The following is a 13,962-nucleotide window of genomic DNA, read 5'->3' as shown; positions in this document are numbered from 1 at the left end:
GCGATTTACCTGTTGTCCGAAAAGGTGAAGAGCGATTGCGCCGCATACATCAGGCGATCCAGCAAAAAGCCAATGATGCCGATGGTGAAGACCGCAACCATGATCTTGGCGAGGCTGGTGGACGAGCCGTTCTGAAATTCGTCCCAGACGAATTTGCCAAGGCCGGGGTTTTGCGCCAGCATTTCCGCTGCGATCAGCACCATCCAGCCCACACCAAGCGAGAGCCGCAGCCCGGTGAAGATCAGAGGCAGCGCCGAGGGCAGCACGAGGCGGGTGATCTTGGTCCAGGTGGTTAGTTTCAGCACCCGGCTGACCGAGATCAGGTCACGGTCAATGCTGGCCACCCCCAGCGAGGTGTTGATCAGCGTGGGCCAGAGCGAGCAGAGCGTCACGGTGATGGCCGAGGTCAGGAACGACCGCGAAAACATGCCGTCTTGCGTCACATAGACCGCCGAGACCACCATGGTGACAATGGGCAGCCAAGCCAGAGGGCTGACGGGTTTGAAAATCTGGATCAACGGATTGAGCGCCGCGTTGGCGGTTGGCGACAGCCCCGCCGCAATGCCCAGCGGCACAGCCACGGCGGTGGCAATCAGAAAGCCGAAGAACACCGTCTGAACCGAGGTCCAGATCTGCGCATAATAGGTGGGCGAGCCGGTGTAGGGCCGTTCGCGCACGCGGTCGGCCTGACCGGCGGCAATCAGCTCTGCGTTGCGTTGATCCTGACGCGCGAAGAAGTCGGCCTTGCGCGCCTGTTCTGCAACATGCTCGTCATGCAGTACGATCGCCTGTTCCCAGACCTGCGCCGGGCCGGGGATCGCCCCAAGCGATGTCTCCACCCGTGGTGCCAAATTGCCCCAAAGCACGAGGAATCCGAGGATCGCCAGAACCGGCACGCCCAGAAGTTGCCAGATCTGTCTGGCCTGTGCTTTGGGGTTGTCGCCTGCCGCCGCCTTGAGCAGCGGGGTCAGAAAGGACAGGCCCAACACCTTGAACCAGCCGTCCAGCCTGTTGATCCGAGTGAACAGCCGCGCGCGGCGTTCGGTTTGAAGTTGGGCGGGGTCGATTGCCGTCATGTCTTGCACTCCTTGCCAATGGCGGGGCCTCAGCCCTGCACCTCGTTGCCCACAACGGTTTGATCGCCCTTGAGGCCAATTGGCAGGCTGTCGATATAGGCATTGGGCGCGCGGCCATCGAAGGGGATGCCGTCTATCGCGTGATCCACCACATCGCGGAACCCGTCATTGCCAAAGGGGAAAGCATCGGCAGGCACCACACCATCCTCGACCAGCGATTGGGCTGCGGCCTCGAAAAGATCGGTGCGGAACACGCTGCGCGCCGTTTCGACATACCAGTCGTCGGTTTGCGCCTGCGTGATCTGGCCCCACCGGCGCATCTGGGTCAGATACCAGACGGCATCAGAGGCGAAGGGATAGTTGGCATTGTAGCGGAAGAACACGTTGAAGTCGGGCACCGGCCGCACGTCTCCCTGTTCATATTCAAAGGTGCCGGTCATGGAGTTGCGCAGCACCGCCACATCCGCGCCGACATAGGTTGGGCGGCTGATGATCTGCACCGCCTCTTCGCGGTTGGCATTGTCATTTTCATCCAGCCAGAGCGCGGCGCGGATCAAGGCACGGGTCAGGGCACGCACGGTGTTGGGGTTGTCCTGAACAAAGTCGGAACGCAGGCCAAGCACCTTTTCGGCACGCATCGGGAACACATCCAGATCGGTGGCCACTGGCACGCCAATGCCCATGGCAACGGCCTGCTGGTTCCACGGCTCGCCCACGGTATAGCCCGAGATGGTGCCCGCCTCGAGGGTGGCGGGCATCTGGGGCGGTGGTGTCACGGACAAGAGCGCCTCGGCGTTGATCTGGCCCGAGATGTTGTCGGTGCTGTAGAAACCGGGATGGATACCGCCTGCGGCAAGCCAGTAGCGGAGTTCGAAATTATGGGTCGAGACCGGAAAGACCATGCCCATGTTGAACGGGCGGCCCTGATCGGCAAAAGCCTCAAGCGCCGGGCGCAGCGCGCTGGCGGAAATGGGGTGAAGGGGCTTGCCCTCGGCATCCGACGGAATGGCGGGGCGCATGAGATCCCAAACCTCGTTCGAGACCGTTGTCGCGTTGCCGTTCAGGTCCATCACGAAGGGGGTGACGATATGCGCCTGAGTGCCAAAACCGATGGTCGCCGCCAAGGGCTGACCCGCAAGCATATGCGCGCCGTGCAGGTTGCCGTCGATCACCCCGTCAAGCAGCACCTTCCAGTTGGCCTGTGCCTCGAGGGTGACAAACAGGCCCTCGTCCTCGAAATAGCCCTTTTCATAGGCGATGGCGAGCGGGGCCATATCGGTGAGCTTGATGAACCCGAGGGTCAGATCCTCTATTTCGGGCAGGGTATCGGCGCGCAGCGATGTGGCGGCAAGAGCGGCGATCAGGGTGGTCGTTGTAATGAGCTTGCGGATCATGAAGGTCTCCTCTGGCGATGGCCCGGAACACCGGGTTGAAAACGAAAAAGCCGCCGACCTCGTTTGCGCAGAATGCGCAAGCAGGTCAGGCGGCTATGCCCATGGGGGTCCTTCATTGGACCCTGATTTAACGAATCGGCATCCTTGCCAACCCGTCCCTATGATGTGGCAAGACGGGCGCTGCATTGCAGCAAAAAAGCGCGCGACGGCCCTGCGTTTTTCTGCGCGAGCGCTTTGATGCCTAAAAAATCATCCGAATTTCTGGCCGGAGTCGAAAATCTGCCCATCGAAAAATACATCGGGCGTGAGGATCATTTCCCCCTGTTCAGAGGCGACGGCGGTCGGGTGAAGCAGGCTGCCTTCCAGCTTTTCAGAGGCACCGGGCAGGTCTGCGCCGGCGGATCGCAGGTTCAGCCGATAGAGATCGGTCCGACAAATCGCCTTGGCGGCGGCAAGGCTGAGGCTGCGATCAAACCCGTGGCGCGCCGCCATCTGGTCGGCGAACCAAGCCGCTTGGGACCGCCAAGGAAAGCTGGCCGCGCCATCGAAAAAGCGGATCATATCCGGCACACGGCGCAATTCGCCCTGTGGGGAAATCACCATCTCGCCCCTTAGGGCGCGATCCAGGAGTTCGGCGGGGGCGTTCACATATTCGGACCGTGCCAGAATTTCAGAGGCGATGGCGCGGTTTTCGGGCAGGCAGAGCCACCGCGCCGCGCGCCAGATCGCGCGCATCAGCCGCCCCGTCAGAGAGGGATTCTCGCATACCCAGTCATGGCGGGCGGCCAATACCTTTTCCGGGGCGACCGCCCATATCGCGCGGCTGGGCAGCAAGAGCGTGCCAGCGCCCTGCTCGACCGCGACAGAGCCCCACGGCTCTCCGACACAGAAGGCGTCGATTTCGCCAGCGGCGAGTGCTTCGGCCATGCGCGGCGGCGGAATGGTATTCAACGCGAATTCCAGATCAGCATCCCGCAGCCAGTATCGGACAAGTTCGACATGGGTCGAAAAGGGAAACGGCACACCGATCCGCAAGACGCCGTTCGCCGCCAGAGCGAGATCGCGCGCCGCGCACGCCGCGTCGGCAAAGCCGAAATCATGGCCCGTGGCGCGCAGCCGATCAGAAAGCGCCTGCGAAACGCCGATCACATCGCCGTTCAGCGAGAGAACCTGAAGGATATCCAGCCGTTCCACAGCGCCGCCCAACCCCAAGGCCATCGCCACCGGCAAGGGGGCCAGCATATGCGCCGCATCCACCTGGCCCCAGAGCAACAGATCACGCAGGCTGGACCATGATGGCGCGCGGCGCAGGTCAAAGGCCAGCCCCTCTGCTGCGGCAAATCCCATTTCATGCGCGATGACAATCGGGGCCATATCCAGAAGCGGAACAAAACCAATCCGCAGCACGGCAAGGGTCATGAGAGCAACCCCGCCGCTGTGACCAGCGCGCTGGCCACTTCGGCCACCTTGCGGCCTTGATCCATCGCGGTCTTGCGCAAGAGCGCATAGGCCTCTTCTTCGGTCAGGCCGCGCGCTTTCATCAAGATACCCTTGGCACGGTCGATCAGCTTGCGCTCTTCCAGCGCGCGGCGGGTGGTTTCCAGCTCCCTCCGCATGCGACGGAACATCTGGAAACGGGCAATGGCGGCGTCCATCACAGAGGCCACACGCTCGGGCTGCAACCCGTCCACGACATAGGCCGATACGCCAGCCTCGATCGCCTGTTTCGTCAAATCCCTATCCGTGCGGTCAACAAAAAAGGCGACAGGCCGCTCCATCGGACCAGAGGCAAGGGCCATTTCCTCGAGCGTGTCGCGCGATGGGTTGGACATGTCTATCAGCACGATATCGGGGGCAATATCAGATACACGCCGGGAGAGGCCTGCCGGTTCGGCAATGACCGTCACCTGGTGGCCAAGCGGTTGCAGGCTGTCGATCACCAGTTTGGCGCGGGTTTCGTCTGGCTCTACAATAACGATGTGAAGTTTCATGCCCTGCGCTCGCTGCCGTGCCCCGTTGGAGGTCATGGGCGGTGGGCAAGTGCAATCGCTTTTGGCGGGATACCCATCGCACCGGGCCGGAGCATCGCCCGTTTTGCGTGCTTCGCAGGCAAACCGCCTATAAGGCAGGCAGAACTGCAAAGCCGGGCGATGAGCCCTTGTTCGGCGGAGTGTTGGGCAATCCAGTCACGGATTTTATAGCCCATCACAGGATCGCGTTACGCCCGGCGCGCTGTGGGATCTGCACGATTGTCTTAGATGTATCTGAAGCGCCTAGGCGGTTCAGACGTGCCGATCTGGCTTGAGTGGCAAGACGGCAAGCCGCATCTGCTTTTCTGTTTCTATCAGCGCGAAGAAAGCGATCCCGATCACAAGGATCAGCATCCCGTCGAAGAGGGGCACGGCCTGGGTGCCGAGGATCGCCTGAAACGGCGGCAGGTAGGTGATTGCGACCTGTGCCACAGTGACGGCGGCAACGCAGGCCCAGACAATCGGTGTGCCCTTTGCTGCGGCCCAAGTGAGGGAGGTGCCATAGATGTTGCGGATGAAGAACAGGTAGAAAATCTGAAGCACAACGAGGGTGTTCATCGCGATGGTCTGGGCGAGAGGAACCGGATACCCCCTGTCAGTTGCATAGAAATACATCCCGAAAACCGCCATCGAGATCAGAGTTGAGATAAGGGCGATCTGCCAGATCAGCGTACCGGTCAAAAGCGGTGCCCCGCGTGGGTGGGGTGGGCGGCGCATGGTGCCGGGCTCTGACGGCTCAAACGCGAGCGCCAGACCAAGGGTGACGCCGGTGATGAGGTTGACCCAGAGGATTTGCACAGCCGTGATCGGCAGGGCCATCCCGGCAAACAAGGCCACGATGATCGTCATCGCCTCGCCCGCATTTGTGGGCAGCGTCCAGCTGATCACCTTTTTGATATTGTCGTAAACGGTCCGGCCCTCGCGCACTGCGGCGGCGATGGAGGCGAAATTGTCATCCGCCAGAACCAGATCGGCGGCTTCCTTTGCGGCTTCGCTGCCTTTGAGGCCCATGGCGATCCCGGCATCTGCGCGCTTGAGGGCGGGGGCATCGTTTACCCCATCGCCGGTCATGGCCACGGCCAGGCCGCGCGCCTGCAACGCGGTGACAAGGCGCAGCTTGTCCGCAGGAGAGGTGCGGGCGAAAATATCGGTCGCAAGCGCCGCCTCGGCAAGCTCTGCGTCATCCATCGCCGCAAGATCAGCGCCGGTCAGCACGCGCGCGCTGTTTCTGAGCCCGATCATTCCGCCAATGGCGCGGGCCGTCGCGGCATGATCGCCGGTGATCATCTTGACCCGGATTCCGGCGGCATGGCATTCGGTAACCGCTGCAATCGCCTCGGGGCGGGGGGGATCCACAAGCCCGACGAGACCAATCAGGGTGAGATGCGCGTCAAGGCCCAAGTGGGTGAGGCCAGTCTGCGTGACGGGGGCGGTGCCTGTAGCAACGGCAATCACGCGCTGCCCTTCTGAGGCGAAGTCTTCGATCTTGGCATGCCAATAGGCACGGTCGAGCGGCTCTGTCTTGTGCCCGGCTATGCGCTGGTCGGCGCAAAGGTTCAACACCGCCTCGGGGGCGCCTTTGACATGAATCCACAAGCGGCCCTCTGGATCACGATCAAGCGTCGCCATGTAGCGATGCGCCGCATCGAAGGGGATCGCATCACTGCGTATCCAGTCTTGAAAAGATCTGTGACCCTGACCTGTGATCTTGCCGGCCAAGGCCGACAAGGCGCCCTCCATCGGATCCCCCTCAACGTGCCACGCATCGCCATGGGGATGCAGCATGGCATCGTTGCAAAGTGCTGCCACGCGGGCAAAGTCCTGCAAAACCATCTGGTCGGCGGGGGCTGTATCGGCATCAGGCCCGCGCAATGCGCCGTGCGGGGCATAGCCGCTGCCGCTGACCTTGACCACGTGCCCTGCCGGGGCCAGCGCCACCACCATCATTTCGTTGCGCGTGAGCGTGCCGGTCTTGTCCGAGCAGATCACAGACACTGACCCCAGCGTTTCAATCGCAGGCAGGCGGCGGATGATTGCATTGCGCCGCGCCATCGCCGTTACACCGACGGCAAGCGTGATCGTGAGGACGGCGGGCAGGCCTTCGGGAATGGCCGCAACAGAGAGGCCGACAATCGCCATGAAGAATTCGCGAAATGGCAGATGCCCCACGAAATATCCGTAAACCAGCAGCGCGGCGGCCACCATGAGGATGAATACCGAAAGCCAACGCGCGAACAGATCCATCTGCGCCACGAGTGGGGTGGTCAGCGTCTCGATGCTGCCCAACATGCCACTGATCCGACCAATCTGGCTGTGACCACCGGTGGCCGTGACCACACCGCGCCCCGTGCCCGATGCGATGAACGTGCCGGAAAACAGCATCGACGATTGATCGCCAAGCGGCGCATCTTGGGGCACCGGCGCAATTGTCTTGTCGGTGGGCACGGATTCGCCCGTAAGGATCGCCTCTTCGGCCTTGAGGCCGCGCGCCTCGATCAGCCGGAGATCGGCAGGCACCCGATCACCCGCCTCGATCAGCACGATGTCGCCCGGCACCAGATCAGCGGCGTCGATACTGAGCCTTTGACCATCGCGCAGAACGGCGCAGTTCGGTGCGAGCATCTTGCGAAGTGCCGCCATCGCCTGTTCGGCCCGGCCTTCTTGAAGAAAGCCGATGAGGGCATTGACCAGAACCACAGCAAGGATCACCCCGGTATCGACCCAATGCCCCAAGGCCGCCGTCACCATCGCAGAGGCAAGGAGAACGTAGATCAGCACATTGTGGAAATGGCCGAGGAACCGCAGGATCGGATTGCGTCTGGGCGGCTCTGGCAGACGGTTTGGGCCATGGGCCGCCAGACGGCGGGCGGCGTCTTGTGATCTCAGCCCGTCGCGCGTGACATCGAGCGCGGCAAGGGCGCTTTCGGGGGATGTTGCGTGCATGGCGGCTGTTTGACGCGCGTCGGTCATCCTGCTCTCCTTGACGTGGTTAAAACTGCGGCGGGGACGCGCGTGCCGTCCAGGGTGACGTGAGAGTTTTGCCGAAGCGTTTGTGCCATTCTCATGAAAACTTGGTCATGCCCCCGACGCGCAACTCTCGAATGGTTAAACTCGGGGCAACATCTGCCAGCATAGTGCACCAGGTCGGAGGCGTATTTGATTCATGTCAGGGGCATTTTCGGCGAATAGGAGGATACTTGGCCCATGAGTGGTCTTTCGCCCTGATGGCCCGGCAGCGTGTGCCTGCGTGCCTTGGCTACCTTGGGCGGTGCGCGCAGGACTGCGCGCGAGACTGTAGCCGGTGAGCATCAGACGAACACGCGCATTGAGTTGCCCCCTCAGATCACAGGAGAGCATTGCAGCATGGCCCACACCCCCAGCCGAAGCCAGAAACCGCGCTCCAAGACTGACGCGGCAGAGCGCCTGCCCTTGGTCGTGCCCTTGGTGCAAACACCTGCAGAAGAGCCATCCCACGCAAGCCGCGATCCACATCCCCACGCGGCCCTTGACCGAAGCGCCATGGCCAGTCTTGCGCAATTCACCGGTGGGCTGTCGCCACACGCGATGATTGATGCCTGGAGCGACTGGGCCATGCATCTGGGCCGTGCGCCGGGGCGGCAATTGGAGCTGATGGAACGGTGGCGGGCCAATGCGTTGAAGCTGATGCAATTTGCCTCCGCGCAGGCGTTGGATCAGCCTGCGGAAAAGCCATTCAAGCCGGGGCCCTATGATACGCGCTGGTCGCATCAAGGCTGGGACAAGCCGCCCTTTTCCCTCTGGCAGCAGGGGTTTCTGGCCACGCAAGACTGGTGGCATGCGGCAACATCAGAGCTGCGCGGATTGCGCCGACAGAATGCGGATCGCACCGGCTTTATGATGCGACAGCTTCTTGATACGGTGTCGCCTTCCAATTTCCCATTGGGCAATCCGGAAATTCTGGAAAAGACACGGGCGACAGGCGGGCGCAACTTGATTGACGGGGCTGCGCGCTGTGCTGACGACGCCCGGCATATTCTGGCGCAGGAGCATCGGCCTGTGCCGAAAGAGTTTGCGCTTGGCAAGGTTCTGGCCTGCACGCCGGGTGTCGTGGTCTATCGCAACGACCTGATGGAGTTGATCCAGTATTCGCCCACCACATCCGACGTGCAGGCCGAACCAGTGCTGATCGTGCCGGCATGGATCATGAAATACTACATTCTCGATCTCTCGCCCGAGAATTCCTTGGTCCGGTGGCTGGTTGGACAGGGATTCACTGTCTTTTGTATCTCGTGGCGTAATCCGGGAGCGGAAGACGCGGACCTGTCGCTAGAGGCGTATCGCAAGCAGGGCGTCATGCAGGCGCTAGACGTCATCAACGACATCGTGCCGGGGCAAAAGGTGCATGCCAACGGCTATTGCCTTGGTGGGACGCTACTGGCTATCGCGGCGGCGGCAATGGCGCGCGACGGTGAGGACCGATTGGCATCGGTCACCCTGATGGCGGCCCAGGTAGATTTCGCCGAAGCGGGCGAATTGCTGCTTTTTCTCGACGAAAGTCAGGTCGCCTTTCTGGAGGATCTGATGTGGTCGCAGGGCTATCTGGACCGGCCGCAGATGTCGGGGGCCTTTGCCGCGATCCGGTCTGAGGATTTGATCTGGTCGCGCGCGGTGCGGCGGTATTTCCTCGGAGAGCCGGACTTGCCCACCGATGTCACCGTTTGGGTCAATGACACCACCCGGATGCCAGCCCGGATGCATTCGGAGTATCTGCGCGGCATTTTTCTGGAGAACCGCATCTCGGCGGGGCGATTTGCCGTGGATGGCAAGGTTATCGCGCTCAAGGATATCTCGGGGCCGGTCTTTGTCATTGGCACCGAGACCGATCACATCGCACCGTGGCGCTCCGTCTACAAAACAGCCCTCTTTACCGATTGCGACCTGCATTTTCTGTTGACCAAAGGGGGCCATAACAGCGGCATCTTGTCAGAGCCGGGGCATAGAGGGCGGCACTATCGGATCGGCCATCGCCCGGCGCTGGCGCTTTACCGCGATCCCGATACATGGCTGGCGGCGCATGATCCTGTGCCCGGATCGTGGTGGCCCGAATGGTCAAAATGGCTGGCACGCCAAAGCAGTGGCACCGTCCCTGCGCGCCAACCCGGCACAGATGCAAACTATCCCAGTATCGCGACAGCACCGGGGACATATATCCACCAGACCTGAGGCCGTGCAGGGGCGTAGCCGGGTTTGAAAAGAACGGGACCGCCCCGACGCGGTGCCCCGCAATCTCTCTGGCGCTGTCGTGGTGCCTGCGGCGGCGCTGGAAAATCAACGGCGACACAGCACGCCTTGACTGTGGCTTCGCCATGAATTCATGGTCACAATGGCGGGGCCTGCGCGTTGCATATCGTCGGCGTAAACGCGCAGCCGCATCGGCCCTGCCCCGGCCAGTAATGTCAAAGGAAAGCCCTGAATGCGTCTTTCGGTCAATGTCTACCAACAGGCGGCGCGATCCGTCGAAATCCGACAGAGAATTCGCGCGGCAATCCACGAGACGCCTTGTATTTTCTCTCGAGGTGGGTCGAACGATCAGTCGCGTTTGGCCTATAAATGCGAAAATCTGCAAAGAACCGGGTCGTTCAAATTTCGCGGGGCCATGGCCAAACTGACCACACTGCCCACGGACACGCCGGTGATCACGGCCTCGTCGGGCAATCATGGGCTGGCCGTTGCCACGGCGACGCAGATGACAGGCCATGCGATGACGGTTGTGCTGCCAGAAACCGTGGCACAGGAAAAACTGTCGCGTATTCAGGCGCTTGGCGTGCGCACGATCCTGCATTCAAACGATTCCGGCCTTGCTGAACGACACGCGAGGGAGATGGCCGTCGCAGAGGGGATCACCTATGTGTCGCCCTACAACGACGCCGATGTCATCGCCGGACAGGGCACCATCGGGCTTGAATTGATTGACCAATTGCCAGAGCTTGACACCGTTTATATCGCCATGGGCGGGGGTGGTCTTATTTCCGGCATTGGCTGCGTGCTGAAAGCCTACGCGCCGCGAACGCGTATCGTGGGGGTAAGCGCCGTGAATTCCTCGGCCTTTGCCACGAGCCTGCGTGCCGGTCATCCTGTCGAAGTGGACCACAAGCCAACGCTTGCCGATGGTGTCGCCGGTGGTTTCGACGCGGATACGATCACCCTGCCGCTTGCCGCTGAAGTGGTCGATGACATGATCGACTGCACCGAAGCGGAAATCGCCGCAGGCATCGAGCAGATCGCATGGACCGAGAAGATGCTGGTCGAGGGTTCGGCGGCACTGGCCTTGGCGGCTTGGACAAAAGACACGGGCCGACGCGGAACAGGACCAAGCGTGGTCTTGCTGTGTGGCGCGAATTTCGATCGGGCCGCACTCGCGCCGATCCTGAGAGGCGACGCGTGAAATAAGGCTGATGGACCTTAGGGGCTAGAAATTGCGCCAGATCATGCAGTGAAACCGTTTCGGCGTTTCAACGAAAAACCGAAACGATGTCACCGTGCCGCCTTAGGCACATTTGCTGTGTCCGCAGCTTGCACAGGTCATGCAACCCTCGATCATGCGCATGTCGTATTGGCCGCAGGCGGGGCAGGCGGGGGATTTGCGGGGGCTGTCCTGACCTGCGACCTGCGCATGCGGATCCTCTTTGAGGCCCATACCTTCGCCCGCTAGAAACCCGATCTGGACCATGTGCTGTTCGAGCACGCCGCCGATGGCGGCCAGAATGCTGGGCACGTATTTGCCCTGCATCCAAGCGCCGCCGCGCGGGTCGAACACGGCTTTGAGCTCTTCCACCACAAAGGACACATCGCCCCCACGCCGGAACACCGCCGAGATCATGCGGGTCAGGGCCACCGTCCAGGCATAATGTTCCATGTTCTTGGAGTTGATGAACACCTCGAAGGGCCGCCGATGCCCGCCCAGAACAATGTCATTGACGGTGACATAGATCGCATGGTTGCTGTCGGGCCATTTCAGCTTGTAGGTGGCACCCTCCAGCTCTTTGGGGCGGTCGAGCGGTTCGGACATATAGACCACCTCGCCGCCGGTTGCAGGGACATCGCCCCGCGTTTCACCCGGGGCCTTGTCCGTGGTCTCGGACACGCTCAGGACGCTGCCTGTCACCGCATTGGGCCGATAGGTGGTGCAGCCTTTGCACCCCAGATCCCAAGCCTGAAGATAGACATTCTTGAACGCCTCAAAGGAGATGTCCTCGGGGCAGTTGATGGTTTTCGAGATGCTGCTATCCACCCATTTCTGCGCCGCCGCCTGCATCTTGACGTGATCCTCGGGCGGCAGGGTCTGGGCGTTGACGAAATGCTCGGGCAGAGGCGCATCGCCCATCCGGTCGCGCCACATCTGCACGGCGTAATCTATCACCTCTTCCTCGGTGCGGCTGCCATCCTTTTGCAGCACCTTGCGGGTGTAGCTATAGGCAAAGACAGGCTCGATTCCGCTGCTGACATTGCCCGCATAAAGGCTGATGGTGCCAGTCGGCGCGATGCTGGTCAGAAGCGCGTTGCGAATGCCATGTTCAGCCACGGCGGCGCGCACATCGGCATCCATCGTCTGCATCGTGCCAGAGGCCAGATAGGCGTCGCGGTCAAAGAGCGGGAACGCGCCCTTTTCGCGGGCCAAGTCAACGCTTGCAAGATAGGCCGCCCGCGCGATGGCATGCAACCACGCCTCGGTCTGTTGCACGGCGGCGTCCGAGCCATAGCGCAGCCCGACCATCAAGAGCGCATCGGCAAGCCCCGTCACGCCCAGCCCGATCCGCCGTTTGGCCTGCGCCTCGGCGGCCTGCGCAGGTAAGGGAAAACCGCTGACATCCACGACATTGTCCATCATGCGCACAGCCACGCGCACCAGATCGTCAAGTGCGGCCTCATCCACCCGCGCGCCCGCTGCAAACGGCTCTGCCACCAACCGCGCCAGATTGATCGAGCCCAAGAGGCAGGCACCATAGGGCGGCAGGGGCTGTTCGCCGCATGGGTTGGTCGCCGCAATCGTTTCGCAATAGGCCAGATTGTTGGCCGCGTTGATGCGGTCGATAAAGATCACGCCCGGTTCGGCATAATCATAGGTGGCCTGCATGATCCGGTTCCACAGATCCCGCGCTTGCACGGTATGATAGACCTTGCCGCCAAACTGAAGGTCCCACGGGCCGTCAGCCTTGACCGCCTCCATGAAGGCATCGGTGATCAAGACCGACAGGTTGAACATCCGCAGCCGCGCCGGATCGGATTTCGCGGCGATGAAGGCCTCGATATCTGGATGGTCACAGCGCATTGTGGCCATCATCGCACCGCGCCTGCTACCTGCCGACATGATCGTGCGGCACATCGCGTCCCACACATCCATAAAGCTGAGTGGGCCGCTTGCATCCGCCGACACGCCCTTGACCTCGGCCCCCTTGGGCCGGATCGTGCTGAAATCATAGCCGATGCCGCCGCCCTGCTGCATGGTCAACGCCGCCTCGCGCAGCCCGTCAAAGATGCCGCCCATATCGTCAGGCACGGTGCCCATGACGAAACAGTTAAAGAGCGTCACCTTGCGTGCGGTGCCAGCCCCGGCGGTGATCCGACCTGCGGGCAGGAATTTGAAATCCTCAAGCGCGTGATAGAACCGCTCTTCCCAGAGCGCCGGCTCTGCCTCGGCCACTGCCAAAGCGCGCGCGATCCGCCGCCAGCTGTCCTCGACACTTGCATCGCCAGCGTCCCCATTCCGGAACCGGTATTTCATGTTCCATATCTGTTCGGAAATCGGGGCGGCAAATCGGGTCACGGCGGTCTCCATCCACGGGCAGAGAACCACAATAGCTTGAAGCTGCCGGTATTTCCACTACCCTATCTGCCCGGATGGGAGATTCTTTATCGTGGCCTTGCACCTGATCAAACTGAGCGTCGGCACCACCTCTGTCGAGGATCTGGAGGAGTGGCATAAAGACCCCCGCGCCAAAGGGCCGGACGGCCTGCCGCGCCACGTCACCCGCATGTGGCCCAAGCGCGAAGACGAATTGTTGGACGGTGGCTCGATCTATTGGGTCATTCAGGGGCTGGTGCAATGCCGCCAACCGATCCTGCGGCTGGATGAGGTGACTGGTGGCGACGGCATCCGCCGCTGTGCCATCGTGCTTGAACCGGGGTTGATCCGCACGGCGACAGCGCAAAAGCGCCCCTTTCAAGGCTGGCGGTATTTGCCCGGTTCTGATGCGCCGCCCGACCTTGGCTCAGCGCGCGCCAAGGATGATACGCTGCCGCCTGCCCTCTCGGCCGCTCTGGCGGATATTGGCGTTCTGTGAGCGGATGCGCTATGGCGCTGACGGGGTAAGAACACGCGAACCACTGGCGCGCCGCCCGCATGTGAACGTGCGGATCGGTGTGGGTGACGCTGAGCGCAAACCCAACACAAATGCCGCTGTGCAACGCCACTGCGCGCGAAAA

The 13,962-nt window shown here is 61.8% G+C and carries 9 protein-coding genes; 3 read left to right on the top strand and 6 right to left on the bottom strand.

Features of this window, described 5'->3' with window-relative positions; all coding sequences use genetic code 11:
- Nucleotides 1–5: 5 nt before the first annotated feature.
- The 5 genes from ROSMUCSMR3_RS12620 to ROSMUCSMR3_RS12600 all read right to left on the bottom strand — a co-directional run bounded on the left by ROSMUCSMR3_RS12620 (nt 6) and on the right by ROSMUCSMR3_RS12600 (nt 7,470).
- The gene (locus ROSMUCSMR3_RS12620) at nt 6–1,076 is read right to left on the bottom strand and encodes an ABC transporter permease (RefSeq protein ID WP_081507522.1); all 1,071 of its coding nucleotides are present in this window, start codon (nt 1,074–1,076) and stop codon (nt 6–8) included.
- Nucleotides 1,077–1,105: 29 nt separating this feature from the next.
- Entirely contained in the window at nt 1,106–2,470 is a 1,365-nt protein-coding gene (locus ROSMUCSMR3_RS12615) for a CmpA/NrtA family ABC transporter substrate-binding protein (protein ID WP_087148876.1), read from the bottom strand.
- Nucleotides 2,471–2,719: 249 nt separating this feature from the next.
- Nucleotides 2,720–3,889: a CmpA/NrtA family ABC transporter substrate-binding protein gene (locus ROSMUCSMR3_RS12610; RefSeq protein ID WP_081507521.1), complete on the bottom strand. Its 1,170-nt coding sequence runs from the start codon at nt 3,887–3,889 to the stop codon at nt 2,720–2,722.
- A complete protein-coding gene (locus ROSMUCSMR3_RS12605) occupies nt 3,886–4,461 on the bottom strand; it encodes an ANTAR domain-containing response regulator (RefSeq protein ID WP_008279442.1) in 576 nt (191 codons plus the stop codon). Before ROSMUCSMR3_RS12605 ends, ROSMUCSMR3_RS12610 begins: the two co-directional genes overlap by 4 nt.
- A 291-nt stretch (nt 4,462–4,752) precedes the next feature.
- Complete coding sequence (locus ROSMUCSMR3_RS12600; RefSeq protein WP_081507520.1) at nt 4,753–7,470, bottom strand: cation-transporting P-type ATPase; 2,718 nt, start codon at nt 7,468–7,470, stop codon at nt 4,753–4,755.
- Between the two features lie 393 nt (nt 7,471–7,863).
- On the opposite strand from ROSMUCSMR3_RS12600, the gene ROSMUCSMR3_RS12595 reads away from it, so the two are divergent.
- Both ROSMUCSMR3_RS12595 and ROSMUCSMR3_RS12590 read left to right on the top strand, forming a co-directional pair.
- On the top strand, nt 7,864–9,702 hold the full coding sequence (locus ROSMUCSMR3_RS12595; RefSeq protein WP_081507519.1) for a PHA/PHB synthase family protein: 1,839 nt from the start codon (nt 7,864–7,866) through the stop codon (nt 9,700–9,702).
- Between the two features lie 250 nt (nt 9,703–9,952).
- Nucleotides 9,953–10,924 (top strand): pyridoxal-phosphate dependent enzyme, encoded by a 972-nt coding sequence (locus ROSMUCSMR3_RS12590; protein ID WP_237183442.1) that lies wholly within the window; start codon nt 9,953–9,955, stop codon nt 10,922–10,924.
- A gap of 102 nt (nt 10,925–11,026) precedes the next feature.
- On the opposite strand, the gene ROSMUCSMR3_RS12585 is transcribed toward ROSMUCSMR3_RS12590, so the two are convergent.
- Nucleotides 11,027–13,303, bottom strand: coding sequence for an adenosylcobalamin-dependent ribonucleoside-diphosphate reductase (locus tag ROSMUCSMR3_RS12585; RefSeq protein WP_037296973.1), 2,277 nt, complete (start codon nt 13,301–13,303; stop codon nt 11,027–11,029).
- Between the two features lie 91 nt (nt 13,304–13,394).
- On the opposite strand from ROSMUCSMR3_RS12585, the gene ROSMUCSMR3_RS12580 reads away from it, so the two are divergent.
- Entirely contained in the window at nt 13,395–13,820 is a 426-nt protein-coding gene (locus ROSMUCSMR3_RS12580; RefSeq protein ID WP_081507518.1) for a DUF1489 family protein, read from the top strand.
- Nucleotides 13,821–13,962 lie beyond the last annotated feature (142 nt).

The sequence above is a fragment of the Roseovarius mucosus genome (genome assembly GCF_002080415.1).
GTDB lineage: Bacteria > Pseudomonadota > Alphaproteobacteria > Rhodobacterales > Rhodobacteraceae > Roseovarius > Roseovarius mucosus_A.
Note: the sequence above shows the minus strand (reverse complement) of the source record. Positions and strands in the feature narration are given on the sequence as shown.

What these genes read in the sequence shown, in the direction of transcription:
- ROSMUCSMR3_RS12620 (WP_081507522.1), bottom strand. Translation starts at nt 1,076, where the DNA reads ATGACGGCAATCGACCCCGCCCAACTTCAAACCGAACGCCGCGCGCGG.
- ROSMUCSMR3_RS12615 (WP_087148876.1), bottom strand. Translation starts at nt 2,470, where the DNA reads ATGATCCGCAAGCTCATTACAACGACCACCCTGATCGCCGCTCTTGCC.
- ROSMUCSMR3_RS12610 (WP_081507521.1), bottom strand. Translation starts at nt 3,889, where the DNA reads ATGACCCTTGCCGTGCTGCGGATTGGTTTTGTTCCGCTTCTGGATATG.
- ROSMUCSMR3_RS12605 (WP_008279442.1), bottom strand. Translation starts at nt 4,461, where the DNA reads ATGAAACTTCACATCGTTATTGTAGAGCCAGACGAAACCCGCGCCAAA.
- ROSMUCSMR3_RS12600 (WP_081507520.1), bottom strand. Translation starts at nt 7,470, where the DNA reads ATGACCGACGCGCGTCAAACAGCCGCCATGCACGCAACATCCCCCGAA.
- ROSMUCSMR3_RS12595 (WP_081507519.1), top strand. Translation starts at nt 7,864, where the DNA reads ATGGCCCACACCCCCAGCCGAAGCCAGAAACCGCGCTCCAAGACTGAC.
- ROSMUCSMR3_RS12590 (WP_237183442.1), top strand. Translation starts at nt 9,953, where the DNA reads ATGCGTCTTTCGGTCAATGTCTACCAACAGGCGGCGCGATCCGTCGAA.